At 61.8% G+C, this 26,246-nt stretch carries 22 protein-coding genes and 2 pseudogenes; 12 read left to right on the top strand and 12 right to left on the bottom strand.

Annotation, left to right across the window (positions count from 1 at the left end; translation table 11 throughout):
- Position 1 precedes the first annotated feature (1 nt).
- The 6 genes from fmdA to urtA form a co-directional block, all read right to left on the bottom strand.
- Positions 2-1,231 carry a formamidase gene (gene fmdA, locus J4O73_RS11715; RefSeq protein ID WP_426217437.1) on the bottom strand — a complete coding sequence of 410 codons (1,230 nt, stop codon included), beginning with the start codon at positions 1,229-1,231 and terminating at the stop codon, positions 2-4.
- A 48-nt stretch (positions 1,232-1,279) separates the two neighbouring features.
- Positions 1,280-2,026: an urea ABC transporter ATP-binding subunit UrtE gene (gene urtE, locus J4O73_RS11710; RefSeq protein WP_426217435.1), complete on the bottom strand. Its 747-nt coding sequence runs from the start codon at positions 2,024-2,026 to the stop codon at positions 1,280-1,282.
- 8 nt (positions 2,027-2,034) lie between these two features.
- Positions 2,035-2,820 (bottom strand): urea ABC transporter ATP-binding protein UrtD, encoded by a 786-nt coding sequence (urtD, locus tag J4O73_RS11705; protein WP_426217433.1) that lies wholly within the window; start codon positions 2,818-2,820, stop codon positions 2,035-2,037.
- Between the two features lie 8 nt (positions 2,821-2,828).
- Positions 2,829-4,013, bottom strand: a complete 1,185-nt coding sequence (gene urtC / locus J4O73_RS11700) for an urea ABC transporter permease subunit UrtC (protein ID WP_426217432.1) — start codon at positions 4,011-4,013, stop codon at positions 2,829-2,831.
- Between the two features lie 13 nt (positions 4,014-4,026).
- Entirely contained in the window at positions 4,027-4,953 is a 927-nt protein-coding gene (gene urtB, locus J4O73_RS11695) for an urea ABC transporter permease subunit UrtB (protein ID WP_426217430.1), read from the bottom strand.
- Between the two features lie 148 nt (positions 4,954-5,101).
- Positions 5,102-6,370 (bottom strand): urea ABC transporter substrate-binding protein, encoded by a 1,269-nt coding sequence (gene urtA, locus J4O73_RS11690; RefSeq protein ID WP_426217428.1) that lies wholly within the window; start codon positions 6,368-6,370, stop codon positions 5,102-5,104.
- 283 nt (positions 6,371-6,653) lie between these two features.
- On the opposite strand from urtA, the gene J4O73_RS11685 reads away from it, so the two are divergent.
- Together J4O73_RS11685 and J4O73_RS11680 are read left to right on the top strand one after the other, a co-directional pair.
- On the top strand, positions 6,654-10,031 hold the full coding sequence (locus J4O73_RS11685) for a hybrid sensor histidine kinase/response regulator (RefSeq protein WP_426217427.1): 3,378 nt from the start codon (positions 6,654-6,656) through the stop codon (positions 10,029-10,031).
- Positions 10,024-10,935 carry a response regulator gene (locus J4O73_RS11680; protein ID WP_426217425.1) on the top strand — a complete coding sequence of 304 codons (912 nt, stop codon included), beginning with the start codon at positions 10,024-10,026 and terminating at the stop codon, positions 10,933-10,935. Before J4O73_RS11685 ends, J4O73_RS11680 begins: the two co-directional genes overlap by 8 nt.
- Positions 10,936-11,002: 67 nt before the next feature.
- Here the strand turns inward: J4O73_RS11680 and J4O73_RS11675 are convergent, their stop codons facing one another.
- Positions 11,003-11,941, bottom strand: coding sequence for a LysR substrate-binding domain-containing protein (locus J4O73_RS11675; RefSeq protein ID WP_426217423.1), 939 nt, complete (start codon positions 11,939-11,941; stop codon positions 11,003-11,005).
- 122 nt (positions 11,942-12,063) lie between these two features.
- On the opposite strand from J4O73_RS11675, the gene J4O73_RS11670 reads away from it, so the two are divergent.
- The 7 genes and pseudogenes from J4O73_RS11670 to J4O73_RS11640 form a co-directional block, all read left to right on the top strand.
- Entirely contained in the window at positions 12,064-12,675 is a 612-nt protein-coding gene (locus J4O73_RS11670) for a YceI family protein (protein WP_426217422.1), read from the top strand.
- Between the two features lie 27 nt (positions 12,676-12,702).
- The gene (locus tag J4O73_RS11665) at positions 12,703-12,885 is read left to right on the top strand and encodes a hypothetical protein (RefSeq protein WP_426217420.1); all 183 of its coding nucleotides are present in this window, start codon (positions 12,703-12,705) and stop codon (positions 12,883-12,885) included.
- 175 nt (positions 12,886-13,060) lie between these two features.
- Positions 13,061-14,323: a PQQ-dependent sugar dehydrogenase gene (locus J4O73_RS11660; RefSeq protein WP_426217418.1), complete on the top strand. Its 1,263-nt coding sequence runs from the start codon at positions 13,061-13,063 to the stop codon at positions 14,321-14,323.
- Entirely contained in the window at positions 14,320-14,910 is a 591-nt protein-coding gene (locus J4O73_RS11655) for a c-type cytochrome (protein WP_426217417.1), read from the top strand. Before J4O73_RS11660 ends, J4O73_RS11655 begins: the two co-directional genes overlap by 4 nt.
- 101 nt (positions 14,911-15,011) lie before the next feature.
- The gene (locus J4O73_RS11650) at positions 15,012-16,076 is read left to right on the top strand and encodes an alpha/beta fold hydrolase (RefSeq protein WP_426217737.1); all 1,065 of its coding nucleotides are present in this window, start codon (positions 15,012-15,014) and stop codon (positions 16,074-16,076) included.
- Positions 16,073-16,261, top strand: a pseudogene (locus J4O73_RS11645) (hypothetical protein); the annotation flags it as partial. The gene J4O73_RS11650 and the pseudogene J4O73_RS11645, both read left to right, overlap by 4 nt.
- A gap of 451 nt (positions 16,262-16,712) precedes the next feature.
- A pseudogene (locus J4O73_RS11640) lies at positions 16,713-17,419 on the top strand (IS630 family transposase); the annotation flags it as partial.
- 684 nt (positions 17,420-18,103) lie between these two features.
- On the opposite strand, the gene J4O73_RS11635 reads toward J4O73_RS11640, so the two are convergent.
- From J4O73_RS11635 to J4O73_RS11615, 5 genes are all read right to left on the bottom strand, one after another.
- On the bottom strand, positions 18,104-19,096 hold the full coding sequence (locus J4O73_RS11635) for a CsgG/HfaB family protein (RefSeq protein WP_426217415.1): 993 nt from the start codon (positions 19,094-19,096) through the stop codon (positions 18,104-18,106).
- Positions 19,097-19,201: 105 nt separating this feature from the next.
- On the bottom strand, positions 19,202-19,648 hold the full coding sequence (locus J4O73_RS11630; RefSeq protein ID WP_426217413.1) for a curli assembly protein CsgF: 447 nt from the start codon (positions 19,646-19,648) through the stop codon (positions 19,202-19,204).
- A gap of 52 nt (positions 19,649-19,700) precedes the next feature.
- Positions 19,701-20,489, bottom strand: a complete 789-nt coding sequence (locus tag J4O73_RS11625; protein ID WP_426217411.1) for a hypothetical protein — start codon at positions 20,487-20,489, stop codon at positions 19,701-19,703.
- A 17-nt stretch (positions 20,490-20,506) separates the two neighbouring features.
- Positions 20,507-20,896 (bottom strand): curli-like amyloid fiber formation chaperone CsgH, encoded by a 390-nt coding sequence (csgH, locus tag J4O73_RS11620; RefSeq protein WP_426217410.1) that lies wholly within the window; start codon positions 20,894-20,896, stop codon positions 20,507-20,509.
- Between the two features lie 40 nt (positions 20,897-20,936).
- Entirely contained in the window at positions 20,937-21,476 is a 540-nt protein-coding gene (locus tag J4O73_RS11615; protein WP_426217408.1) for a helix-turn-helix transcriptional regulator, read from the bottom strand.
- 1,067 nt (positions 21,477-22,543) lie between these two features.
- Between J4O73_RS11615 and J4O73_RS11610 the strand changes: the two genes are divergently transcribed.
- The 3 genes from J4O73_RS11610 (at position 22,544) to J4O73_RS11600 (ending at position 25,814) form a co-directional block, all read left to right on the top strand.
- Positions 22,544-23,791 (top strand): hypothetical protein, encoded by a 1,248-nt coding sequence (locus tag J4O73_RS11610; RefSeq protein ID WP_426217407.1) that lies wholly within the window; start codon positions 22,544-22,546, stop codon positions 23,789-23,791.
- 294 nt (positions 23,792-24,085) lie between these two features.
- Positions 24,086-24,685, top strand: coding sequence for a hypothetical protein (locus tag J4O73_RS11605; RefSeq protein WP_426217405.1), 600 nt, complete (start codon positions 24,086-24,088; stop codon positions 24,683-24,685).
- Positions 24,686-24,923: 238 nt separating this feature from the next.
- Positions 24,924-25,814: a lytic transglycosylase domain-containing protein gene (locus J4O73_RS11600; RefSeq protein WP_426217403.1), complete on the top strand. Its 891-nt coding sequence runs from the start codon at positions 24,924-24,926 to the stop codon at positions 25,812-25,814.
- Positions 25,815-26,246: the final 432 nt, after the last annotated feature.

Raw genomic sequence — 26,246 nt, 5'->3', positions numbered from 1 at the left:
GTCAGAGGTCCGGCGAGAGCGGCATCTGGATCGAGCCGTCGAGGAACTTCGTCGGCCCGGCGGCGCTGGGATTGATGTCAAAGTCGAAGATCTTCGTCGGAATCCAGAGCGTTGCGCAGGCATTCGGAATGTCGACCACACCCGAAATATGTCCCTGGACCGGTGCCGTGCCGAGAATCGAGTAGGCCTGGGCGCCGGAATAGCCGAACTTCTTCAGATATTCGATGGCGTTGAGGCAGGCTTGGCGATAGGCGACATGGACGTCGAGATAGTGCTGCTTGCCCCACTCATCGACGGAAATACCTTCGAAGATCAGGTAATCGTCGTATTGCGGGGTAATGGGCGAGGGCTTGAAGACCGGGTTCTTGATCCCGTACTTCGCCATGCCGTCCTTGATGATGTCGACCTTGAGATGGACCCAACCCGCCATCTCGATGGCGCCGCAGAAGGTGATCTCGCCGTCGCCCTGGCTGAAGTGCAGGTCGCCCATGGAGAGACCGGCACCGGGCACGTAGACTGGGAAGTAGATCTTCGAACCGCGCGACAGATCCTTGATGTCACAATTGCCGCCATGCTCGCGGGGCGGCACGGTGCGGGCGCCTTCGCCGGCAGCCTTGTCCCGCGCGTCGCCCTTCAGACGGCCCATATGGGCGGTGGGCCCGAACGGAACGGTGCCGAGGGCGGGCACGCGATCCGGATCTGTATTGACGAAGGCGATCTCGCGCTCGTTCCAGGTCGAGAGCAGCTTGGGATCCGGAAGGCAGCCGATCAGGCCGGGATGGATCAGGCCGGGAAAGCGCACGCCGGGCACGTGGCGGGATTTGGTGAACATTCCCTCGAAGTCCCAGATCGACTTCTGAGCCTGCGGGAAATGTTCGGTAAGGAAGCCGCCGCCGTTCTTCTTTGAGAAGAACCCGTTGAAGCCCCACTGGCTCTCGGCCTTGGCGCCGATATCGAGTAGATCCACCACCAGCAGATCGCCGGGCTCGGCGCCCTCGACGCCGATCGGGCCGGACAGGAAGTGGACGATCGACAGGTCGATGTCGCGAACGTCGTCGGCGGAATCGTTGTTCTTGATGAAGCCGCCGGTCCAGTCATAGGTCTCGACGATGAAGTCCGCGCCCGGCTTCACGTAGGCGACCATCGGGATATCTGGGTGCCACCGGTTGTGCACCATGTCGTTCTCGTAGGCCGACTGAGTGAGATCGACCTTGATAAGCGTCTCGGCCATCGTCTCTGCTCTCCCTTGTACGCTGGTCTTGGTGGGTAGGGGGTCGGCTCAGACCGACAGGAAGCGGGCGACAGCCGCCTCATCGATGCCGTCTCTCGCGGCCTCGTGGACGATCGCGCCGTTCTCCAGCACGATCACGCGGTCGGCGACGTCGAGGGCGAAGCTCAGCACCTGCTCGGATACGACGATGGACAGGCCGCGCTCGTCGCGGATCTGCTTCAAGGTCCGGCCCATCTCGCGAATGATCGAGGGCTGAATGCCTTCGGTCGGTTCATCGAGGAGCAGCACCTTCGGTCGGCTCGCGAGTGCCCGGGCGATGGCGAGCTGCTGCTGCTGTCCGCCGGAGAGGTTGCCGCCGCGTCGGCTCCTCATCTCCTGAAGGACCGGGAACATGGCGTAGAGGTCCGGCGGCACCTTGCGGGTGCCCGTGACCGTCAGCCCGGTCTCGATGTTCTCCTGTACCGTCATGGTCGAGAAGATCATCCGGCCCTGAGGCACGTAGGCGAGGCCCTTGGCCACGCGCAGGTGACTCTTCAGGCCGCCGACATCCTCGCCCTCCACCTGGATTGACCCGGTTTTCACCGGCACGAGGCCCATCAGCGTCTTCATGAGCGTGGTCTTGCCCATGCCGTTGCGGCCCATCACGGCAACGATCTCGCCGGGCGCGACGGAGAAGCTCAGTCCGTGCAGGACTTCGCTCTGGCCGTAGGCGGCGTGGAGATCGTCCACGGCGAGGGCGGGCATGGTGGCCGGGGCGATGCCGGGAGACGGCACGAGGGGCGTGGTCTGGAGCATCGCGATCCTCAATGGCCGAGATAGACTTCGATGACCTTCGGATCTGTCTTGACCCGGTCCATCGATCCTTCGGAGAGCACCTTGCCCTGATGGAGCACTGTGACTCGGTGGGCGATGTCCTCGACGAACTTCATGTCGTGTTCGATCACCAGAACGGAGCGGCCCTTGATGATCTGGTTGAGCAACTCGGCGGTCTTGATGCGTTCGCCGACGCTCATCCCCGCTACCGGCTCATCGAGCATCAGCAGTTCCGGGTCCTGGATCAGCAACATGCCGATCTCGAGCCATTGCTTCTGGCCGTGGCTCAGAAACTCGGCCCGCTCGCTCAATTGATCTTTGAGGAAGATCGTCTCGGCGATTTCGTGAATACGGTCGCGAACCTCGGCGTCACGCTTGAAGGTCAGGGCGCCGAAGACCGAGCGGCCGCGCGGGAATGAGATCTCCAAGTTCTCGAACACCGTCAGGTCGTCGTAGATCGACGGGTTCTGGAACTTCCGCCCGACGCCCGCTTGGACGATGGCGCTCTCGGAGAGCTTCGTGAGCTCCTGGCCCTTATAGCGGATCGACCCGCCGCTGGCCCTGGTGCGCCCGCAAATGAGGTCGAGCACGGTCGTCTTGCCCGCGCCGTTCGGGCCGATGATCACCCGGATCTCGTCCGGGTCGACGTAGAACGAGACGTCGTTCACCGCCTTGAACCCATCGAACGAGACCGTCAGCGCCTCGACGGCGAGGAGATAATCGGGCGGCGCGGCCTCGGCACCGACGATGGGGGAGGACAGGATCGCGGCGTTCATGGTGGTCCTCACTCGGCCGGGGCGCCAATGGGCGACTTCTGGGGCGGAGCCATGTTCGGCGCGGGCGTCCGCAGGCCTTTCACCCGTCGGGTGAGGCGCGGCTCGATCTGCTCGCGCCAGATGCCGGCAAGGCCGTTCGGGAAGGCGAGTACGACGGCGATGAACAGGGCGCCGAGGCCGAAGAGCCAGAGATCGGGGAAGCTTTCGGAGAAGCTGGTCTTGGCCCAATTCACGAGGAGCGTGCCCCATACCGCACCGAACAGGGACAGGCGCCCGCCGACCGCGGCGTAGATCACCATCTCGATCGACGGCACGATGCCGACGAACGAAGGGGACATGAAGCCGACCTGCAGGGTAAACATCGCTCCCCCGATCGCTGCGAACCCGGCCGCGAGGCAGAAGGCGAAGACCTTGAAGCCCGCCACCGAGTAACCGGAGAACCGCACGCGGTCCTCCTTGTCGCGCATCGCCACGAGGATGCGGCCGAGCTTCGACTTCTTCACGTATTGCGCCGCCAGGATACAGGCGATGAGCAGCCCGCCATTGACGAAGTACAGGATGAACTTCGCGTTGTCGGTGCGGATATCCCAGCCGTGGAGGGTGCGCAGATCGGTGATGCCGTTGATGCCACCGGTATAGCCTTGCTGGCCGACGATCAGAATCGTCAGGATCGCGGCGATGGCCTGGGTGATGATGGCGAAGTACGTTCCGCCGACCCGCCGCTTGAACATCGCGAAGGAAATCAGCATCGCGAACAGCACCGGCACGGCGATCACGAGGATCAACGTCAGCGGAAGGCTCTTGAAGGGCTGCCAGAACCAGGGCAGCGCCGTGATCTGGTTCCAATCCATGAAGTCGGGAATGCCCGGCGTGGACTGGATCTTCGTGTTTTCGACGCTCGAAGCCTCCAGCTTCAAGTACATCGCCATGCAATAGCCGCCGAGGCCGAAGAACACGCCCTGCCCCAGGGACAGGATGCCCGCATAGCCCCAGCAGATGACGAGGCCGAGCGCCACGAAGGCATAGGTGAGGTATTTGCCGACGAGGTTGAGGCGAAAGCCGTCCAGCATGAGCGGCAGGACGATCAGCATCACCCCCGCCAGAAGGAACAGGCTCAGCCACTCCACCGGCTTCATGTAGGGATTGTCGTTGACGGAGACCGACTGGGAGAGGGTCTGGACCGGGTTCGTCATGGTCTCACACTCCTCAGCGACGGACCTTGAGGGTGAACAGGCCCTGCGGTCGCAGCATCAGGATGCCGACCACCGCGAGCAGGGTGAGCACCTTGGCCATCGAGCCGGACAGGAAGAATTCGAGGGTCGATTGGGTCTGCGAAATCGAGAAGGCCGAGGCGATGGTGCCGAGCAGGCTCGCCGCGCCGCCGAAGACGACGATCAGGAACGTATCGACGATGTAGAGCTGGCCGGAGGTCGGCCCCGTGGAGCCGATCATCGTGAAGGCCGAACCGGCGATGCCGGCGATGCCGCAGCCGAGGCCGAAGGTATAGCGGTCGACCTTCTCGGTATCGATGCCCACCGCGCCCGCCATGGCACGGTTCGACATCACCGCCCTCACCTGCTGGCCGAAGCGTGAGCGGAAGATCAGCAACGCGACGCTGATCGTGATCAGGATCGTCACAGCCATCACGAACAGGCCGTTGATTGGGATCTCGATCGTGTCGGTGACCTGTACCGAGCCGATCAGCCACGAGGGCAGTTCGACGCCGACTTCCCGGGCGCCGAAGATCGAGCGATAGGCTTGCTGCATCATCAGCGACAGGCCCCAGGTCGCGAGCAACGTGTCGAGGGGGCGCTTGTAGAGGAACCGGATGAGGCTCCATTCCACCAGCATTCCCATCGCGCCGGAAGCGAGGAAGGCCAGCCCCATCGCGACGAAGAAATAGGCCGGGAAGAGGAACGGCAGGTAAGCCTGAAAGAAGTTCGAGCAGAGATAGGTAACGTAGGCGCCGAGGATCATGAATTCCCCGTGCGCCATGTTGATCACGCCCATCTGGCCGAAGATGATGGCGAGCCCGAGCGCCATCAGCAGGTACACCGAGAACAGGATCAGCCCGGCGAAGCCTTGCATGGCGAAGATCGCGCCGAGATCGCCTAGAGAGTAATCGCCGAACATGTTTCGAAGTCTCCCAAGCTCCGTCATTGCGAGCGGAGCGGCGCAATCCAGGGAACCGCACCGTCTTGAGATGTCTCGCTGCCCTGGATCGCTTCGCGTTGCTCGCGAGGGCGGCAGGGAGGGGTGAGAAACACCCCTCCGGCAGCGATTACTGGTAGCCCTTCGGGAATGGATCGGGCTTGATCAGCTCAGGACTGGTATAGACGATTTCGAATTGACCATCGGTCTTTGCGCGGCCGACGCGGGTCTTCGACCAGAGGTGATGATTCTCGTCGATCTTGACGTAACCTTCCGGCGCGGCCTTGAACTCGATGCCCGGCGAGGCCGCGACGACCTTGTCGACATCGAAGGAGCCGGCCTTCTCGCAGGCCATCTTCCAGAGGAACGGCCCGAGATATGCAGCCTGGGTCACGTCGCCGATGACGGTCTTCTCGCCCCACATTTTCTTGAAAGCGGCGACGAAGGCCTTGTTGTTCTCGTTTTCGATCGACTGGAAGTACTTCATGCAGGCGTAGGCGCCCGCGATGTTTTCGCCGCCGATTCCGTCGATCTCGTCCTCGGTGACCGAGATCGTCATCAACACCTGTTTCGACAGGTCGATGCCCGCCGCCTTGAGCTGCTTGTAGAACGCCACGTTCGAGCCGCCGACCACGTCGGCAAAGATCACCTTCGGCTTCGTCAGCTTGATCTTGTTGATCACCGAGTTGAATTGCGTGTGGCCGAGGGGGAAGTATTCCTCGCCCACCACCTTGCCCTTCAGCACATTCTCGACATGTTTGCGGGCGATCTTGTTCGAGGTGCGCGGCCAGATATAGTCCGAGCCGATGAAGTAGAAGGTGTCGCCGCCCTTCTCCTTGTGCACCCAGTCGAGCCCGGCGAGGATCTGCTGCGTCGCCTCCTGCCCGGTGTAGAAGACATTCTTCGACTGCTCGAGGCCTTCGTAGAAGGTCGGGTAATACAGCAAGCCATTATATTGCTCGAAGACCGGCAGGACGGCCTTGCGCGAGGCCGAGGTCCAGCATCCCATCACGGCCGCACACTTGTCGTTGACGAGGAGCTTCTTCGCCTTCTCCGCGAAGGTCGGCCAGTCGGACGCGCCGTCTTCCTGGATGATCTTGATCTTGCGACCGAGCACCCCGCCCGCGTCGTTGATCTGTTGGATCGCGAGCTTTTCGGCCTGCTGCGCGCCCGTCTCCGAGATCGCCATCGTACCGGTGACCGAGTGCAGGATGCCGACCGTCACCTCGCTGTCCGTCACCGCGAGGCCGGTGGTGTTCACGGCTGTCGTCGCGGGAGCGGCCCAGGATGTCCGTGGCATCAGCGCTAGCGCCGGAATGCCGGCCATCCCCATGAGGAGCCTGCGCCGCAAGGGCGAACGCAAGCCGTGATCCGCACCATTGTCGGTCTTGTCTGCCATCTGCTGCCCCTGAGAGCGTCCGGGGCCTTTTGGTCCGGCCCGGATCGACTGCGTCAGGCTAGATCCGGCGTCGTGCGGCGGCCTATACGCGATTTTGCGTATGGCCGTGGACTTGCATGCGGTGCACCATGAACGGGCAATACTAGGCGGGGGCGTGCATTGTGAGTCGCAATAGCGTGGGCGATGCACGCATGCGTATGCTTTTGTTCGCGCGCATGGGCGGATTGCGTCCGTCGATGCGTGGTTTTTTGCGCTGCCAAATCGCCTGCCGGTCCGGACTACGATGAGCGGCCCGCAGCGCATCATTCCCATTCGCCGGGACTACAACCGCTTCGTCGCGGACGAGACCCTGGAAGACTACGCCCTTCGATTCACCGCCAAGAAAGCCCGGCGATGGTCGGGCACTCAGGTGGCGCAAACCGCTCTGGGTTCGATCGCTTTCCTGGCCCTGGAGGCGATCGGGGGTACCCTGGCGCTGACGGCAGGGTTCCCCAACACCGTGGCGGCTGTGCTCGTCGTTGGCTTGATCATCTTCATCACGGCCATGCCGATCACGGTCTATGCCGCGCGCTACGGCGTCGACATGGATTTGCTGACCCGAGGGGCGGGCTTCGGCTATCTCGGCTCGACCGTCACATCGCTGATCTACGCGAGTTTCACCTTCCTGTTCTTCGCAATCGAAGCGGCAATCATGGCGCTCGCCCTGCAGCTTTGCTTCGGGCTACCGCTCTGGCTCGGCTACTTGGTCTGCGCGGGCGCCGTGATCCCCTTGGTGGTTTACGGAATTCGCCTGATCAGCCGCTTCCAGATCTGGACGCAGCCGCTCTGGCTCGCCCTGAGTCTCCTGCCGATCGCCTTCATCGCCGCGAAGGATCCGGCCGCCCTCCGGTCCGTGGCGGCCTTTCCCGGCCTCGACGGCGTGGGAAGCGGATTCGACCTCGCGCGGTTCGGCGCGGCGACTGGCGTGCTGCTGGCGCTGCTCGCGCAGGTGGGGGAGCAGGTGGATTTCCTGCGCTTCGTGCCCGAACCCAAGGGCCCCCGTGACCGGCGCTGGTGGTTGGCCGTGCTGGCGGGGGGCGCGGGCTGGATCGTACCCGGCATGGCCAAGATCCTGCTCGGGGCCGCCCTCGCCGTGCTCGCCCTCTCTCACGGGGTTCCGGCAAGCGAAGCGGCCGAGCCGACGCAGATGTACCGGATCGCCTTCGGATACGTGGCGGGGGAGGACAGCCGCGCGGCGCTCCTGCTGATGGGCGCTTTCGTCCTCGTCTCGCAGATGAAGATCAACCTCACCAACGCCTATGCGGGTTCGATTGCGTGGTCGAACTTCTTCTCGCGGCTCACCCACAGCCATCCCGGCCGGGTGATCTGGCTCGTGTTCAACGTCGCCATCGCCATGCTCTTGATGATGCTCGGCATCGACAAGACCATCGACAGCACCCTGCCGCTCTATGCCTGCGTCGTCTCGGCCTGGGTCGGTGCGCTCGCCGCCGATCTCGCCGTCAACAAGCCGCTCGGTCTCTCGCCGCCCGGCATCGAGTTCAAGCGGGCCCACCTCTACGCGGTGAACCCCGTCGGGACCGGGGCGATGCTGCTCGCCCTGCTGTCGGGTTGCCTGCTCCATCTCGGGCTGCTCGGACCCATGATGCAGGCCTTCGCGCCGATGCTGACGCTCGGGTGCGCCTTCTGCTCCGCGCCCGTCATCGCCTGGGCGACGAAGGGGCGCTGGTATCTCGCGCGAAAGCCTCGGCGGGATTGGGGGGCATCCGAAGTCACCTGTCGCGTCTGCGAATTGCCCTTCGAAGGCGAGGATATGGCCCATTGCCCGGCCTATAACGGGCCGATCTGCTCGCTTTGCTGCTCGCTGGACGCACGCTGTGGCGACCTCTGCAAGCCGCATGGACGCCTGGAAGTGCAGGCGCAGCAGGTTCTGGGACGCATTTTGCCTGGCCCCGTTGCCGTCTGGATCGGCGCTCCCCTCGGGCGCTACCTCGCGGTGATGCTGACGCTCTGCGCGGTGATCGGCCTGATCCTCGGGATCGTCCATGCGGGCGCGAGCAGTGTCCATCCCGATCATCGCGAGGTGCTGCGCGCGGCGCTGACCAGCGTGTTCATGATCCTCGTCGTCATCTTCGGGGTCGTCGCGTGGCTGTTCGTGCTGGCGCAGGAAAGCCGCCGGGTCGCCCAGGCCGAGACCCGCCGCCAGACCGCGCTCTACGAGGCCGAAATCGCGGCCCACAAGATCACCGATGCGAAGCTGCAGGAGGCCAAGGAGCGCGCAGAGGCCGCCAACCAAGCCAAGAGTCGCTACGTGGTCGGGCTCAGCCACGAACTGCGCACGCCGCTTTCCACCGTTCTCGGCTATGCGCAACTCATCGAAACCGACCCGGCGATCCCGGAGGCCCGGCTCAACGGCATACGGGTGATCCGGCGTAGCGCGCAGCATCTGTCGGGCCTGATCGACGGCCTGCTCGATATCTCGCGGATGGAGGCGGGCCGGCTTCAGATCAACCGAGACGAGGTGCGACTCTCGGATTTCCTCGAGCAACTCGCCGACATGGTGCGGCTCCAGGCTCGCGAGGCCGGGCTGGAATTCCGCTTCAGCCGTCCGGAGATCCTGCCCCAGGTCGTCGCCACCGACGAGAAGCGGTTGAGGCAGGTGCTGCTGAACCTGCTGTCGAACGCGATCAAGTTCACTCCGCGCGGCGTCGTCTCCCTCGATCTGAGCTACCGCAATCAGGTCGCCGTCTTCACGATTCGCGACACGGGGCCGGGCATCCCCGAAGCCGATCTCGCCCGCATCTTCGAGCCGTTCGAGCGCGGCTCGACACACGCCGCACGCAATACGCCCGGAACTGGGCTGGGGCTGACCATCGCCAACCTGCTGGCGCAATTGCTGGGGGGCGAGATCACCCTTGCCGCCGCGCCCGGCGGGGGCACGCAGGCGCGCCTGCGCCTGATGTTGGCGGCTGTCGCGCATCCCTCGCTCGTTCCCTCCCCCGCGCCGGTCACGGGCGCGGCGCGGGGTATCGCGGGGCCGGGCCGCACTATCCTCGTGGTGGACGACGATTCCGCCCACCGCACGCTGATGCGGGCGATCCTCGAACCGCTCGGCCTCACCGTGCGCGAGGCCGAAGCCGGTGCCGCCTGCCTCGCCCTCATGCGGGACGAGGCCTTGGCGCAGAGCGTGGATCTGATCTTCCTCGATATCGCGATGCCGGGCCTCAGCGGATGGGACGTCGCGGCGTCGCTCCGGTCCGGAGGCTATGGCGGGCCGATCGTGATGATGTCGGCCAACGTGCATGAGATCAGCCCCCTGCGCGGCGATAGCCCGCCCCACGATGCGATCCTGGCCAAACCCTTCGACCTACGGGACGTGCTCGACCGAACCGGGGCACTGCTGCGTCTGGACCGGGCGGAGGCTCCGACGGTCAAACCGGCCGAAGAGCTCGGTGCGATCGTCCATCCGGGCGCCGAACATGTCGGCGAGCTGCTGCGCCTCGGGCGGATCGGACATATCCGGGGCATTGAGGCGAAGCTCTCCATGATGGAGCGGGACGATGCCGTGCCCCGGGCTTTCGTCACGCAGATGCGCGGGTTGATCGCCAGCTACGACCTGCGCCGCTACCTCACGGTCCTCAAGGAGCTTGCTGGCGATGAGTGAGCCCGACCGCGATGTGGTCCTCGTCGTCGACGATTCGCCGGATACGCTCAGTTTCCTGACCGAGGCCATCGAGCGATCCGGAGCCACGGTGCTGATCGCTGTTGCGGGCGACCTCGCCCTCGCCCTGGTGGACGAAGTGACGCCCGACGTGATTCTCCTCGACGCCGTGATGCCCGGCCTCGACGGGTTCGAAACCTGCCGCCGCCTGAAGGCGAAGCCGCATCTTGCCGCCGTGCCGGTGATCTTCATGACGGGGCTCAGCGAGACCGAGCATATCGTCCAGGGATTCGATGCGGGCGGCGTCGATTACGTCACCAAGCCCATCGCCCCGGACGAGATCCTTGCGCGCATCCGCACCCACCTCGCCATCGCACGGGCAGCCCGCAGTGCGCGCGCTGCCCTCGACACAACGGGTCGGACCCTCCTGGCGGTGTCTGCCGAGGGGGCAATCCTTTGGTGTACTCCCCAGGCCGGGCAATTGCTCGCCGCCGTCTCTCCCGTGCCCGGCGGTCCGCAAGCGCTTCCGACCGAGGTCGTCGATTGGCTGAGGGCCTGCCTTGCCGGGAGCGCGCCCCCTTCTCTGGCCGTCAAGGGATGGAGCGGACCGCCCTGCACCCTCGGCTTCGTCGGGGGCACGGCCGACGAAATCCTGCTGCGCCTCTCTCGCGATGACCCCACTCAGGGCCTGGCCCGGCTGCGCGCGAACCTCCCCCTCACCGCGCGCGAGGCGGAGGTGCTGCTGTGGCTTGCCCAAGGGAAGTCGAGCCGGGATATCGGCGACATCCTGGGCCTCAGCCATCGCACCGTGACGAAGCATCTGGAGGCGATCTACGCCAAGCTCGGTGTCGAGAACCGCACAGCGGCGTCGATGATCGCGAACCGCTACCTCCAGGGGAGCGCCTGACGGAAGGCGTCTCTACACAGCCCAAAGAGCAGTCCCGCTCGCGTGCGACCGCTGGACGTTATCAGCCTCAGCCCTGGACCGGCTCGATCGCGAAGCGCTTCATCATCTCGGCACGGACGTGATCGCGGAACACGCGGACACGCGCGGGCAGTTCCCGCCCGGCGAGACTGACGGCCCGAAGCGCCCCGCCTGCGGTCGCCCAGGGTGCGAGTACCCGGATGAGCGTTCCGGTCTCGACCGCGCGTGCCGCGACGACGTTGGGCAGGTAGCCGATCCCCGCACCCGCGAGCGACAACCGAAGAACGGTCGCGAAGTCGGTGGCGCGCACGGCGGGGCGAAGGGCGAGCTGCTCGGTGCGGCCTTGTCCATCGCTGAGGAGGATCCCCGCCGTGCCCGGGCGTTCGCGCGAAAAGATCAGGTCGTGGTCCGCGAGCGACGCGATGCTCGCCGGAGCTGGATGTCGAGCGAGATAGCCCGGCGCTGCATAAAGCCCGATCCACAGGTTCAGGATCAGGGATGCCCGATATCCCGTCTCCTCCGCATCGCCCAACCGCAGGGCGAGGTCGATCCGGTTTGCCGCAAGGTCGAGCCGGGAATCCGTGTTGAGCAGGTCGACCGTGATCCGAGGATAGGCGGTTCGAAAGCTGGCGACGATTTCCGGCATGACCTCGATGCCGAAGTCGATCGAGGTGGTCACCCGAAGATGACCCGTCGGAACGGTGTGGGCGTCGCGGACCGCATCGGCCGCCTCGTCCAGCAGGGTCAGGCTTTCCTGGGCTTTTGCGTAGAAGGTCAGGCCCTCCTCCGTCGGGGAGATCGCGCGGGGATGGCGTGCCAGGAGGGTCGCACCGAGCCCCTCCTCCAGCCGCGAGATCCGGCGGCTGACGCTGCCCTTGGTCTCGCCCCGGCTCAGTGCGGCAGCCGTGATCGTTCCGAGATCGACCACGGCGCAAAACGCACGCAGGTCGTCCAGATTGCCAAGGAAGGTTTCCGATTTCGCAACCATGTAGTTCCGAATAGCAGGCTCAACCTGGACCGCCAAAGGGGCTATCCCGTCGGCATCGGAGTTCACGGCCCTGGCTCGCGCGTTGCGGTGAGGGGCCTATGGTTTCGTTTTTGGAGACATTCGTGAAGTCGCTTCTCGTTTCGGGCCTTGCCCTCACGCTCACCCTCGGCGGCACCGCGCTGGCCCAGACCCCAGCAACCCATGAACCGGCGTCGGTCCAGGCTGGCACCTATGCGGTCGATCCCGGCCACACCCAGGTCGGGTGGCGCGTCTCCCACATGGGTTTCTCGAACTACAACGGCCGATTTTCCGACGTGAGCGGCAACCTCGTCCTCGACCCGAAGAACCCGGCCGCCGCCAAATTGTCGGTGAAGATCCCCGTCGCCTCGGTCACGACAACCAGCGCCAAGCTCACGGGTGAGCTGAAGGGCGACCAGTGGCTCGATTCCGGCAAGTTCCCGGACATGACCTTCGTTTCGACCAAGGTTGCGCCGGCCGGCAAGGATAAGGCGAAGGTGACGGGCGACCTGACGCTGCACGGTGTGACCAAGCCCGTGACGCTCGATGTCACCTTCGTCGGCGCCGGCACCAACCCGCTGAACAAGAAGTACACGGTCGGCTTCACGGCGACCGGCACGCTCAAGCGCTCGGATTTCGGCGTGAAGACCTACCTGCCGCTGATCGGCGACGATCTGCACCTCGCCATCGAGGGCGCCTTCGAGCGTCAGGACTGACGGGAGGCGAGAGGAAGGGCCACCACCATGGATAGCGCTCTGCGGCGTTACACGGTGGTGGCGATCCTCCTGCACTGGGCGAGCGCGTTCGCAATGCTCGTGTTGATCGGCATCGGTCTCACCTTCGCCCGGAGAGGGCGGCTGAGGCCTGTGCCCCGCGGAAATGACGCTGAGGCGTTCTTCGCGACGAGGTGGAGCATCCCACAGTGAGTCCGCATGACCAGCATAGGTCAGCGGAGTCGTGATCTTGTGCTGCCGCCCATGACGATGAGAAACAGCTGTCGCTTCAGCAGAGTCACATCGCATCGCCATCGCGGAAATTCGGGGCATATGAAGGCCAGCAGACCGGGGTAACCGGTCGCTTTCATTGTGCTCGGGAGTGAAAATGACGCCGAACCTGTCTCGCGGTCTCGCCGCCGCGGTCGCTTGCCTCGGCCTCGGCGCCCTTGGGCCGCTGCCGGTCCTGGCTCAGGAAACCAAGGCGACCGCCGCCCCACCGGCGACCGTTCAGGTGGACAAGGGCTCGGCGCTCTACGGTCGTCCGGAGGGGAATGGCGCGGCGAAGCTCGCCCCGGTCGCTGGGCCGCCGATCGCGACGTCGGCCGCCAAACTGCCCATCGATAAGCTGAAGGTGCCGGACGGTTTCAAGATCGAGGTCTATGCCAGCGGGCTCGCCAACGCCCGCTCGATGACCCAGGCGCCTGACGGGACCGTCTTCGTCGGCACCCGCACCGTCGGCAAGGTCTACGCCGTCCTCCCGCAGGCCGGGCCGGATGGCGCGCACGAGGTCAAGACCATCGCCTCAGGACTTCACCGCCCGAACGGCGTCGCCTTCCATGACGGTGCCCTCTACGTCGCCGAACTGTCCAAGATCTGGCGCTACGATGACATCCTCAAGCATCTCGACGGCGGCGAGAAGCCCCAGCTCGTCTACGACGATCTGCCGAAAGACGAGGCGCATGGCTGGAAGTTCATCGCGATCGGACCCGATGACAAGCTTTACGTCCCGGTCGGAGCGCCGGGCAACATTCAGCTTCCGCCCGAGACCCATGCCCAGATCAGGCGGATGGATCTTGATGGAAAGAACGCCGAGGTCATCGCCAGGGGCGTCCGCAACTCGGTCGGCTTCGATTGGAATCCGAAGACCAAGCAGCTGTGGTTCACCGATAACGGCCGCGACTGGGTTTCGGAAGACATCCCCAACGACGAACTCAACGTTCTGACGGATCCGGGAAAGCAGCATTTCGGCTATCCGTTCTGCCACCAGGGGACCTTCACCGATCCGGAATATGGGTGGGGCCATTCCTGCAGCGAATTCACAGCGCCCGCTGCACTGCTCGGGCCGCACACGGCCTCCCTCGGCATGAGGTTCTACACCGGAACGCAGTTCCCCGCTGCTTACCGGGACCAGATCTTCATCGCGCAGCATGGCTCCTGGAACCGCACCACCAAGCTTGGTGGGGACGTGTTGCTCGCCAAGACCGGATCCGATGGCAAGATCGCTTCGACCGAGCCGTTCGTGACCGGCTTCTTGCAGGATAACAAGTATATTGGGCGGCCTGTCGATGTCCTCGTCGCCAAGGATGGCTCGCTCCTCGTCTCGGACGACTACAACGGTGCGATCTATCGCGTGAGCTACGCCCGATGAGGCGCTTGGCGACTCTGGTCCGAGTGCTGCTTTGCCTCGCCGCCGGCTCGGGCGGGGCTGCGCTTGCAGCCCCGGCTGCCGAGGCCCCCGTGCCGGAGCGCCTCACGTCTTGCGTCGCCTGCCACGGCGCGGGAACCTCCACGACCGAGGGGGTGCCCTCGCTCGGGGCGCAGCCGGCGGATTATGTCGTGACGCAGCTTTTCCAATTCCGGGAGAAGCAGCGGGAGGCGGCTCCGATGAACGACATCGCCGCCGGGTTCTCCGACGACGACCTCAAGGCCTACGCAGACGCCATCGCGACTCTGCCTCCGCCCGCTTGGTCCGGCGCGCCACCGGACGACGCGCTCAAGAATCGCGCCCAGGCGATCATCGGCAAACATCAGTGCACGTCATGCCATGGGGCTGACTTGGCGGGACGCGACGCGATCCCGCGTATCCGAGCTCAGCGGGAGGAATATCTCGCCAAGGCCCTGGCCGCCTACAAGTCCAACGCACGCCCAGGCTACGACCCGGCGATGAACGAAGTCGCACAGGAACTTACCGCCGACGAGATCCGCGATCTCTCCGCCTATATCGCGCGACTTTGAGTACCGACGAGATGAGTCCTGCTCTCTTATCGGCAGGACTCGTCTCGTCTTCGGGAAGAGCATCGACGTTTTGCAGCATTGAGGGAGACCACATGCCAGCGCTGAAACTCCTGCGGGCCGCAGCGACGGGAATGGCCCTTTCCTGGGCGGCTTTCGCGGCCCAGGCGGCGGACTATCCCGTTCCCAAGGACGGCGATTGGACGGTCAAGGACTTCACGTTTCACACCGGTGAAGTCCTGCCGGAACTCCATCTGCATTACGTCACCATCGGAGATCCGAAGGGTGAGCCGGTCGTGGTTCTCCACGGCACCACTGGCTCGACAGCCAGCATGCTGACGGCTGGTTTCGCCGGGGAGTTGTTTGGCCCCGGGCAGCCGCTCGATGCGTCGAAGTATTACATCATCATTCCGGACGCGATCGGCCACGGAAAGTCGTCGAAGCCTTCTGATGGGCTCAAGACACGCTTTCCGAAATACAATTACGACGATATGGCCGAGGCACAATATCGGCTGCTGAAGCAGCATCTCGGAATCGAGCATGTTCGGCTCATCATCGGCAATTCGATGGGGGGCATGCACGCCTGGATCCTGGGTGTCACCCATCCCGGATACACGGACATCCTCGTCCCCATGGCCTCTCAGCCGAGCGAGATGGCCAGCCGCAATTGGATGCTGCGCCGCCTTCTGGTCGAGTCGATCAAGCGCGACCCCACCTATGCCAATGGCGAGTACACCCAACAGCCGCCGTCACTGCGGGTTGCCAACGTCTTCTTCGCCCTCGCCACCAGTGGAGGGACATTGGCCCTGCAGAAACAGGCTCCGACTGGTGATCTCGCCGACAAGGTCGTCGATACCCGTCTGGGAGCACCGTTCGGTGCCGACGCGAACGACTACATCTACCAATGGGAGGCGTCTCGGGGCTACGATCCCTCGCCGAGGCTGGAGAAAATCGGGGCCACCGTCTTGGCCATCAACTCCGCCGATGACGAACGCAATCCGCCCGAGACCGGGACCATGGAGCGAGACATCAAACGGCTGAAGAACGGGCGGCTGTACCTGATACCCGCCAGCCCGGAGACTTCAGGCCATGGAACCACGGCCTTCGCGAAGTTCTACAAGCAGCAGCTGAACAACCTGCTCCTGACCGCCCCAAAACTGGCGATGTAACCCCGTTCGCCCTGCGCTCGGCCGAACTCTACGGGAGTGGCAACGCGCTGACCTGCGGTGCGACGACGCTCGGCGGCGCCGTCGACAACACCACGCCCACCGCCTGCTCGGACGGTTTCCGCTTCCACGAGACCCAGCGCACCCCAAACTTCAACGCCAAAATCGGCTCTCAGATCGCGCCCGGCGGCGTGGAATCGCTATTGACGTAGGGGCACGGTCATTGAGCCGAACTGTCCCACCATGAAATAGCCGTTGGCATGACGGTGGCTTGCGGGTTTTGAGGCAAAGATTGCTCTTCACCCGAAAGAGCCTGCCCTCCCCTGCTTCAGCAGATATGGATCGATCAATTTGCGAACTGTAAGATAGAAACGAGCGAACGTTAAGAAAAAAACAAAAGTATTTGCCAGTGCCATCGCAAAGATTGGGAGTAAGGAGAGCAATCGATCGGGTGCATCGTCGAGTCGAGCGTGCGCGCTAAAGCGTTTTCAGTCTGAGATGAGTTGGTAGTGTCGGATTCACGCGGCGGTCTGAGGCTGATTCATTATTGGTTCCAGACGAGGAGCGAAGCATGGGTCGTCCCTACAGCTAGAACCTACGAAAACGCGTGGTTGACGGGACCTGAGCGCCGAGCGGAACGACATGACCCTGGAAGAGATGCGCGCTCGCCAGAAGGACGAGCGTGACCTCGCGGTCGGGCTCGCCACGCTGCGGACCTTCTTCGACGCACGAGGGCTGTCCTACAAAAATGACAGCCCCCTACGGAGCAGGATAGGAGAGGTGAAGGCTGCTTGCGAGGCGTGGTTCGAGGGGCAACCCGACCTCGACCCCACCCGTCTCGTGTTCCTCGACGAGACTTGGACCTCGATTAATATGACCCGGACCCGTGGACGCTCACCACGCGGCGCGCGGCTCCGTTCCCCCGTGCTGCATGGCCACGGGAAAACCACCACCTTCGTCGCGGATCTGCGCCTGTCCGAGATCGCCGCGCCGTTCGAGCTGGACGGGCCGATCAACCGCGACGTCTTCCAGACTTACGTCGAGCGTGTCCTCGTGTCCGAACTCGCTCCCGGCGACATCGCCGTCATGGATAACCTGGGCAGCCGCAAGGGGTCGGCCGTGCGCGCGGCAATCGGAGCGGCGGGCGCCTAATTGCTGTTCCTGCCGCCCTACTCGCCCGACCTCGACCCGATCGAGACGGCCTTCTCCAAGCTCAAGGCGCTCCTGCGCAAGGCGGCCGAGCACACGGTGAAGGACTCTGGACGGCCATTTGCCAGCTCATCGACACCATCACATTCGATGAGTGCGCCAAATTCGTCGCCGCCCCCGGATATGAGCCCGATTAAACCGAAAGCGCTCTAAGTCGTCGACAATAGCGGCGCGCTCGAGATTACGAAATTATGAACACATGTATCATTGAAACGGTGCAATTATATTCATAACTTTGCCACTGCTAAGTTTTCATTCGCTTTGCAATTGTCAATTTGCGACATATGCTCTGAAAATCAATTCTTAGATTTGTTGACATGCCATCTATTTAGGCTCGACTGATCATCTCAATTAACCGGGCCCACAGTCAGCCGATCACATGATATTTGCAATGCCTAGCTCGGAGAACGTTCTCCATTTACGCCTACATTGCGTAATAAATTCGATTAGAAAAATTATTGACTTATGCAGGTATAGGCCGAGCCAAATGCTTGGGCGCCACCCCAGTGAGCCGATCTATTTAAAATGTAAAGATGAGTCACGCCTCGAATGAGTAAGCGCCGCTCGAATTCCTCGTAGTAGTAATTTGCATAGTCATCCTGGATATGGGATCCGATCGTCCTGGGCGGAGATCGTACGGGGCCGAGAAACCTGCAGCCGGCGACATCCGACAGGTCGGACGTAAATCTAATTCGCGGCGGGCCGAAGGCATGAGCTGCCGTACAGGCGATGAGAACTGCCAGGGCGGGAACCAGGGTGAGAGAGGTTCGCATCGGACGATGGATCCTGCTGAGTGACGGCAGTGATAAACAGGGTTTTATCTAGTGTGCGGCAGGCTGAGTCTTGGCCTCACGCGGCTCGTCCGGACCAGTGACCTCGGGCGGCGCAAGCTCCTCGGACGTTCGTGTCCAGGGAAGAGTGAACGGAGCAGATGCGTACTGCGTCGGGAGGCCATCGGTCAGCTCTGCCTTCACCGTTAACGGCCGCTCCTTGAATTGACGCCTCAACGGCTCGGACAGGTCATCGGACCGGAAACTCCAGAGTTTCTTTTCAGCGCCTTCCATAATCAGCGAATAGATGGCGAGTTCGATCGCTTCGCGAACGGCGAGTTGCGTCGGCTCGTTGTGCGTGAAGCCGCCTTCCGCCTCCGCGATACGATCCAGCGCGACGAACCGATACAGACTTGAGGACAGTCCTACGGAGAAGATCGTCTTCGTCGTCGTAACACTGAGGAGAACCTGCCCGCTCTGCACGGAGATGACCCGGAGTGCCACCGTCACCATGTCCCGGCGATATTTCGTGTCGCCGCCGATCCCCAGGAAGCGGGCGCCAACGCCTCCCGTAATTGTGTTCGCGTCGTAGGCTAGGATGCCACCCTCAAGTAGGAGCCCGGCGAATCGCAGTGGCGGCAGCGGCTTGGCTTTTGTGCCTTCGAATTCCTGACGGGTCGCGCGGATGAGCTGGCGCTCCTGCAATAGGGCCTGAAGACCGCCACGCTCGATGACGTTGAACCACTTGCCGCCCCCCGCGCGGTTCAGGGCGTCGATGACAAAGGCCGATCCACCTTGAGTCACAGCACGGGAGAATTCGGCAAAATTATCGCTCGGCTTGTTCTGCCCCGTGAGATCGGGGAAGTTGCTAAGGGCGATGTCGATCGGCCGCTTCGGCGGAGGCAACGACTCGAGGCTGATCCCGGTCGGCGAGGGGGGAGTGATCTGGGGCGCTACGCCCAGCGGTCCACGCGAACCAGCTGCGAGTTCGCAGCCCGCAAGCGCGAAAGCGAGACACATGATCGAGGCAAACTTCGAGACCATCGCTATAAGCGTCCTCGGTGCCTGCGCGCAGGATGAACCACTGCGCAGCACCCGATCGTAAGGGAATTGGACCGACAATCCGGCGAGGTCGATGCGGTTCGGATGTCAGAAGCCGAGTGGAACCGTTACGGTCGACGCGCTGGTGCCGTCGTTGACCGTGATCTGCACGTTGCCATTGATCTGCTGAAACTGGATCGTCGTGCCTTGGACAACAAAGGTACCGCTTTGCTGGGCGTTCTCCCCAAAAATGGCGTTCGTGATCCTGTCCGCGACCGCAGCCAGGAGCCGAGCATTAATGATTGAGGCGAAGTTCGACGCCGTCGAGACCGTCGTCTGCCGCTGCTGCGCCTGAAGAGCCGCCTGAGTCATTGCATCGGCAAGCTGGCGCTTGCGCACGAAGATGTTCTGCGACGTCGCCTGCGATAACAGCCAGCCACCATTGAGCGGCGAGCCACCGAACGACGGGTTGGTCGGCTGATAAGTCAACGAGCCAGCGAGGGCCGCGCCGATCGTGAACTGGGCAGCACAGGCCACCATCAGTGCCCGGATCATATCACCCTCCCAAAACTTGATTCAGTAATATCCCTATCCCATTAATAACCAATCACCGCACAGTCTGTATGATTGGAGCAACACCGCCCGGCAATGCTCCCGTCGGTGCATTGGCGCCAGAGCCGACGCCGGTCTGAATGACGGTGATGGCCTTTGCCCCGGTATCAATTTTCGTCGTGCCGAACGAGTAGCTGAGCCCCCCTCCCGGCTGCTGTGTCGTGATAGAGCTGCTGAGGCCACCGCCAATTTGTTGCGACGTAATATTGTAGCCATCCCCTGCAACATTAATGTTCGTCGAGTTGGCGAGCCCCACTTGGCCGGTGGTGATGGCACTGCCTGACCCATTCACAGCGATGGTCGATTGGTTCGCGCCAAGGCCGAGCTGGGTCTGCACGGTTCGGTTGTTGTTCCCTGTGACATCGACCGTTGCGCGGCCGTTGATGCCGTACTGATCCACTCTGCTGAAGTTCCCGGTTCCGCTCTGGTCGATGTTACCGGTATTATTGGCGCCATACTGGTTGATGACCGCGATGTTGCTGGTTTGGCTGCCTGCGCCGCTCGCGGCATATCCGGCAGCGGTTACAGCGTTCGCGGCACCAATGGACGTCGTCAGGTCGAAGCCGAGGTTGCTGGAGGTCGCGGTCGACGTAATGCCGGCAGGCACGCTGGCATTACTCTGGATCCGTGATGCAGTGTCTTGCGAGGTGAGACGCCGGGCATTCGTGGGCGAGGAATTCCGATCAACCTGCGAGATGTAGACGCTGCTGTCCTGGGCGACCGAGTGACCGGCGCCGAGAGCGGCGAGAGCCAGGATCGCGAGAGCGGGGCGTTGGAACTTCATAGGCGCACCTCTACCTGTCACAGCTTCATATCGGCCCGGCCGGCCGCACGGCACTCCCGGACGACACCGTCCACATTGAGGCTGAGGACCGCCTCGTAGGTCGCCCCACCCTCGATCGAGAGATCGACGGATCCGGCCATCGCGCGACCGGTCGGCGCGATGACGATCTGTCCGCCTTGGCTGAGATTGGATGTCCCGGTGTCACCCGATTTGCGGACGACGAGCCGATAGGTTGCCTGGCTGCCGGCCTTCCCCATGGCGACGCCGCGGATCTGTGCGTGGCCGTCTGTGAGGCTGAGATCGATGGCGCAGGAGATATCGTCCTGCGGGAGGGCGCTGGCCGCCCCCGGGCTAGCTCCCAGGACCACGCCGACTAAGCGGGCGAGGCGGCCGAGAAGCCCGCTCATGCCATCCTCCGTAAGAGCCGCCACGAAGCTGCGCGCATTCTCACGGGAGGATCGCAACGCGGGCGAGAAGAGCGATGAGTTCCGGTTGCCGCCGGGTACCGGTCTTGTGGAAAGTTGAGGACAGTTGACTGCGGAGCGTCGCGTTGCTCAAGCCTGTCTCGTCCGATACTTCCTGAAGGGTCAGGCCGGACCCGAGGGCGAGGGCGAGACGGGCCTCGGCGGGCGTCAGATCGAACAATCGCTGCAGGACCGTGGCCGACGGGCGCGGGCGCTGTCTCAAGTCGACCATCACCAACATCGTGCGACCGTCCGGGGGAGCCACCCTGAGGGCATTCGTCAGCGGAATCGCATGCAGCACAAGGGGGGCGCCATCCTCGTGCTGGACCGTGATCCATGCCTCCTGATCGATCCGAAATTTGGTGTCGGCGCGCGAGAACAACCGCTTCAACGCTTCGCGTTGCCACTCCGGCCGTTCTTCCGACGCGAAATCGCTCGCCTCCCTTCCTAGGATCTGCAACGCCGTCGCGTTCGACGCGAGGACATTGACCTGCGTATCGATGATGAGACCGCCACAGCCCATTCTTTCCAACGTATTGAGCCAGGGTTCCTGAGTTTGCACTGCTACCCGCCATCACGGCATCCGCCTCAAGGGCCTGCGCACCACTTATGATGGAAATATATATCCGAGATGCAATGTGATACAATGCGTAGCTGCTGCAAGCGCTCAGAAGCGTTACTTTCGAAGAATTCAGTAGTATAGAACGTATAATGATACATCGGTCCGGAGTGCGGGGATCCGTATAAGCAAACCGCCTTTAATTTTGGCATTATGCGCAGTGGATGAGCGAAGTGGACCTTCCAGACAATATTCGATTTAGACAAAACGTGCCTTCGAGGACATTTCAAGTGGAAATATGATTGCATGTGCTTTTGGGCGGCTCTCTTGAAATAGCGCTTTCGAAGCATTTCCTTCTCGGGATATGACAAATTGGAAAATTTGAAACTCAATATTTGATGCGTTCCGACTCAGATTGCGGAAGAAGGCCTCCTCGCGTTGCACAGAGAGCACATCATCTCTTTGGATGATACGCTTGCTCTGGCATCGACCGAACGGTGCGCCATCGTCTGATCGTCGTTCAGCGGTTCTACCTGGTTATTCAGCCACATCTGCCGATGTGACCATTCTTATCTGAGATTTTTTCCGCTTATTTCCAAAGATTGCTTATCTAAAACCATCAAGCAGAGCAGTGAAACCGATCTGCTGCGAATTCAAGTCACATCAAAAATACTAGCCGTCGCTTGCGAATGAATAAAATTTTCTTCGAGGAAGGGGTATTAGCACTTTAATGCAGCCGCATCTCCGTAAGGTGTCCCCGCAAGTAACAGGGGGGCCAAACTGTCATCGTACTCAGTACCCCTTTGCGCCCGCCATTAACGAAAACGCAATCAACCGTAGTCGGCCACAAGAACTTCATTCGAATGGATGATGCGAGCCGCCCGGGCCACTTGTACTAAATGAATTGTTAAGCGAAAGGATCGATCTGAGCGTCGATTCGAAACGTCTTAACAATCCAGGCGGCATTCGCCGCGGGCAAATACAATGGCGAGACGCGGATCTACGTGTCGGCGCCTCCAGGGGAACGCATCATGCAAAAGCATCTACTGGCGCTGGCCGCCGGCGTGGCGACGCTTGCCTTCACGACGGGCTCGTACGCAGGCAGCAATAACACTGTCGATCTCTCTCAGAGTGGTAGCGGCAATTCTGCCGAAACGTCTCAGCAAAATGAAGTGAACTATAGCCGTTACATCCGTATCAACCAGGATGGCGTGGCGAACACGAGCAAGGCCACGCAGACGCAAGGCGTCTATAATGGCCAGATCTACATCGATCAAAAGGGTACTGACGGCCAGACCGCGACCCGTAACTCGTCCGAAGCGACGCAGAATTCCGGCTCTACGAACAGCGTAATCTCCATCTCGCAAGGCGGCTTTGGAGATGGCGGCAACAATGGCGCTACGGCGATCGTGACGCAGAACCAGGGTAATGACAACCAGGCTTCAGTTACGCAGGTTGCCTCCATTGCCACAACCACGGTCAATCAAACTGGAAACTCTAATAGGGCCTATGCTGAGCAAATCGAGCGCAACGGAAGTGCTCAGTATTCGATGATTAGAATCGATCAAAATTCCGACAACAATTTTGCCTACGCAAGACAAACGACCGGAACCACGAATGCGACGATCTCGCAGGGTGGATCTGGTTCGCACCGCGTGGAGTCTTACCAGCTGCAGGGGACTGCGAATCTTCTCGTCACTCAGACTGGATACCACAACACGGCTTACAACTACCAGCAGACTGGTGGCGGCAACAATCGCTCCGCGACGATCGATCAGGCTGGCGCCGACGGATTGGTGTACAATCTGCAAACCGGAGGCGACAACGATTTCAAGGCCATCCAGACCGCATCGAGCTCTGGATCTCAGATCTATAATTATCAGTATGGTAACAACAATTCTCTCGATACCTACCAGAATGGTGGTGGGGGCAACCTGATCGTCAGCACCCAATCCGGCACCGGCGCGAAAGCTTACGCCTATCAGTATTCTGGTAATGGGAACCAAATCAGCAACGATCAGCGCTCGTCCGGTGGGGATTACGCCTACCTTACTCAGCAGGGCACTGGCTACAACATCATCAACCTGACTCAGCAGGGCGGCGCGGCTGGGAATAGTGCAACGATCAGTCAGGACGGTTATTACAACCGTGCTTATGCGCAGCAGAATCAATACGGTGGGGCCGCGCAGAACACTTTGACTATCTCGCAGACTGGTAGCGCCAATCTGGCCAACGCCGTACAGGCGGGCTCCGGCAACGTGGCGACGATCAGACAGTAATATTCGATCAATAAAGCAGCCGGTGGGCGAAAGCTTGCCGGCTGCCATGAAGTTCCTGGCCCAACTCGATCGACAGCGGCAGGCGCATACAAGATTACGCGTTTAATATTCGAAAAGAATGACCTAAGCTGCTCGTTATGATCTTATAATATCAAGTACTATACAGAACCATTCATCATAATGTTTAATGCTACATAATTTTTTGATCATAAGCGATCTAGAATAGCAATAATTATCGAAATTTCCCGGCGTTAATTCAGGCGATGTCTTCGGACTCTAAAGGCGTTAGAGGCTATGGCCCAATATTCTACCCTGGCGACTATCGTTGCGGTGCTGACCTTCCCGTCGATCGTATCGGCACAGCCCGAGACGAGAAATTCGGTGTCAGCACTGAGCGGCAACGCGGCGGCCTCGATATGCGACGCCCAATGCGTTCGCAACAATGCCGAACGCGCCACCAATGTCTGCGTCGGTCGAATCGAGAATGAAGCGCCGGGGGACTACGACTGGTTGCAGAGGCCGGTCGGAGGCATCTTCAAGGAGGCCGATACCGGCAAAGCGGACGCGCCTTCTATTGCGCGCTACCGCGGCGACTCGATCCGCTTCCTTAGCCCGCAAAGAGAGTGGGTTCGAGCCATCTATGAATGCGGCTTCGACGCAGAGAAGCAGCAAGTGAGCTATGTCCGCATTCGTTTCGGCGTGCTCGGGAAGCCAAGTGCAGTCCCTGTAGCGCCTCAGCAGGCCCGTGCACCGCAGGTCGCGCCTAATCAGACCCAGGTTGCGACGGCACAGGCAACACCCGTCGTCAGCGCTCCTACGAGCGACCGTCGCCAAGTCGGCGAGATCGACGAGGTGTCGGTGCTGCAGATCAAGCCTTCGGTGAAGGCCCGCTAGTCTCCCTGTCGCAAGCCGACGTTCGTCGCGGTCGATATGCTTTCCCGCGGGGCCAACGGAAGGCACCTCGACAACGTCGCGCAGCACCAGAGCTGCGATGATCGTATTGACTCAAAATCAACACAGACGGCGCACATCGGAAGTCATGACAGCCGACATGCATTGCTCGCGGCGCCATGCCGTGTGACATTTGAACACAATACAGCCCGAAGCAGTGCGTGGGAGAGGGCGAGAGCGGATGGCACGCCATCGTGTATGGATCGGCCTGGGAATTGTGCTGCTCGTTTCACACGCGGCGTCCCTAGCTGTTGCTTCCCCTATCGGCCAAGGTGAAGCGGCTCTGCTTGCTCAGCTGTCGCGGGCGCATGGCTCCATCGATTTCTCAATCGCCACGGGGCGATCCGTCCTGGCGGTCCCATTGGCAAGCCGTGCGGCGCCCACTTTGCCTGAGCGTCGGGCCCTGGAGCCGTTGGCCGAGGCTGCCGCGCAGCAGCACGGTGTCTCTGTCGATTTCTTCAAGCGCCTGATCCGCCAGGAGAGCGGCTACAACCCCAACGCAGTCAGCATCGCGGGCGCCCAGGGCATCGCGCAGTTCATGCCAGCCACCGCGGCGCAGGTCGGCCTCGACGATCCGTTCAACCCTCAGAAGGCCCTGCCGAAATCGGCCGAGCATCTCGCGGATCTGCAGCGACGACTCGGTAATGAGGGGCTCGCAGCGGCCGCTTATAATGCCGGTGAGGGGCGTGTTCGGGCGTGGCTCGCCGGGCGTAGCGGGTTGCCGCTCGAGACACAGAACTATGTTCGGTCGATCACCGGCCGCTTCGCCTATGAGTGGGCACCGGCTGGGACCATGGCCCTGCCGGCCGTCGACTACGCGTCGCTCCCGGGGCCGCGCGCGCCTCGGACCCCTACCTTCGCGCGTCTGCAATCCGCCGAATGGCAAATCGGGATGAAGCTGATGGCGAGCCAGAGTCGCCTGACGGCCTTGCTCGACCATGCGGGTGAAGCGAGGCGTCGGCCGCCGGCCTACCCGTTGGGTCGGAAGATAGGCGCGACGGCTCCCGTTACCGGGGAAAAGGCCCTTTGCGCCAGCATGGGTCGCGGCTGCATCGTGGCGAATGTGTATTAGCGTTCGGACCCATAACGGTAGCACGAACAAATCTGCTGCAGTTGATGCAAAAATTTAAATTCGCCAAAAATAACGTATGGGTTTATCAAATAAAAGACGGAAGTGGCGCGGTCGTATTGATATATATTCTGACCATAATGCTATGTCTTGTGCTCGGAATTGTGTGCGCATTTTATGTCTCGGTGATCGGCTTTGTCCTGACGGCGCTATTTTTTGTCATTGTTACAGGGCTAGTTTTACCAGGCGAACTTGGCAGTATGCTCTTTTGAGAATTTTCAGGCTCATTCTTATGCTTGCAAATTGGCTATTTATCGGGAATAATTTCGCTGATTGTCGAGGATAATTTTACAAATGAACTTTTCGCCAAAAAGAATACGGCAATCATCAGACTGGTGGTTCAAATGCAAAACTATTTTCAAATGAGTATTTTTA

The organism is Methylobacterium sp. NFXW15, assembly GCF_049887755.1.
Taxonomy (GTDB): Bacteria; Pseudomonadota; Alphaproteobacteria; order Rhizobiales; family Beijerinckiaceae; genus Methylobacterium.
The sequence above is the reverse complement of the archived record's forward strand: the minus strand, read 5'-3'. Positions and strand labels throughout refer to the sequence as shown.

Bases quoted from the DNA above. Each gene is read 5' to 3' on its own strand.
- fmdA (WP_426217437.1), bottom strand. From the start codon at position 1,231: ATGGCCGAGACGCTTATCAAGGTCGATCTCACTCAGTCGGCCTACGAG.
- urtE (WP_426217435.1), bottom strand. From the start codon at position 2,026: ATGCTCCAGACCACGCCCCTCGTGCCGTCTCCCGGCATCGCCCCGGCC.
- urtD (WP_426217433.1), bottom strand. From the start codon at position 2,820: ATGAACGCCGCGATCCTGTCCTCCCCCATCGTCGGTGCCGAGGCCGCG.
- urtC (WP_426217432.1), bottom strand. From the start codon at position 4,013: ATGACGAACCCGGTCCAGACCCTCTCCCAGTCGGTCTCCGTCAACGAC.
- urtB (WP_426217430.1), bottom strand. From the start codon at position 4,953: ATGTTCGGCGATTACTCTCTAGGCGATCTCGGCGCGATCTTCGCCATG.
- urtA (WP_426217428.1), bottom strand. From the start codon at position 6,370: ATGGCAGACAAGACCGACAATGGTGCGGATCACGGCTTGCGTTCGCCC.
- J4O73_RS11685 (WP_426217427.1), top strand. From the start codon at position 6,654: ATGAGCGGCCCGCAGCGCATCATTCCCATTCGCCGGGACTACAACCGC.
- J4O73_RS11680 (WP_426217425.1), top strand. From the start codon at position 10,024: ATGAGTGAGCCCGACCGCGATGTGGTCCTCGTCGTCGACGATTCGCCG.
- J4O73_RS11675 (WP_426217423.1), bottom strand. From the start codon at position 11,941: ATGGTTGCGAAATCGGAAACCTTCCTTGGCAATCTGGACGACCTGCGT.
- J4O73_RS11665 (WP_426217420.1), top strand. From the start codon at position 12,703: ATGGATAGCGCTCTGCGGCGTTACACGGTGGTGGCGATCCTCCTGCAC.
- J4O73_RS11660 (WP_426217418.1), top strand. From the start codon at position 13,061: ATGACGCCGAACCTGTCTCGCGGTCTCGCCGCCGCGGTCGCTTGCCTC.
- J4O73_RS11655 (WP_426217417.1), top strand. From the start codon at position 14,320: ATGAGGCGCTTGGCGACTCTGGTCCGAGTGCTGCTTTGCCTCGCCGCC.
- J4O73_RS11635 (WP_426217415.1), bottom strand. From the start codon at position 19,096: ATGGTCTCGAAGTTTGCCTCGATCATGTGTCTCGCTTTCGCGCTTGCG.
- J4O73_RS11630 (WP_426217413.1), bottom strand. From the start codon at position 19,648: ATGATCCGGGCACTGATGGTGGCCTGTGCTGCCCAGTTCACGATCGGC.
- J4O73_RS11625 (WP_426217411.1), bottom strand. From the start codon at position 20,489: ATGAAGTTCCAACGCCCCGCTCTCGCGATCCTGGCTCTCGCCGCTCTC.
- csgH (WP_426217410.1), bottom strand. From the start codon at position 20,896: ATGAGCGGGCTTCTCGGCCGCCTCGCCCGCTTAGTCGGCGTGGTCCTG.
- J4O73_RS11615 (WP_426217408.1), bottom strand. From the start codon at position 21,476: ATGGGCTGTGGCGGTCTCATCATCGATACGCAGGTCAATGTCCTCGCG.
- J4O73_RS11610 (WP_426217407.1), top strand. From the start codon at position 22,544: ATGCAAAAGCATCTACTGGCGCTGGCCGCCGGCGTGGCGACGCTTGCC.
- J4O73_RS11605 (WP_426217405.1), top strand. From the start codon at position 24,086: ATGGCCCAATATTCTACCCTGGCGACTATCGTTGCGGTGCTGACCTTC.
- J4O73_RS11600 (WP_426217403.1), top strand. From the start codon at position 24,924: ATGGCACGCCATCGTGTATGGATCGGCCTGGGAATTGTGCTGCTCGTT.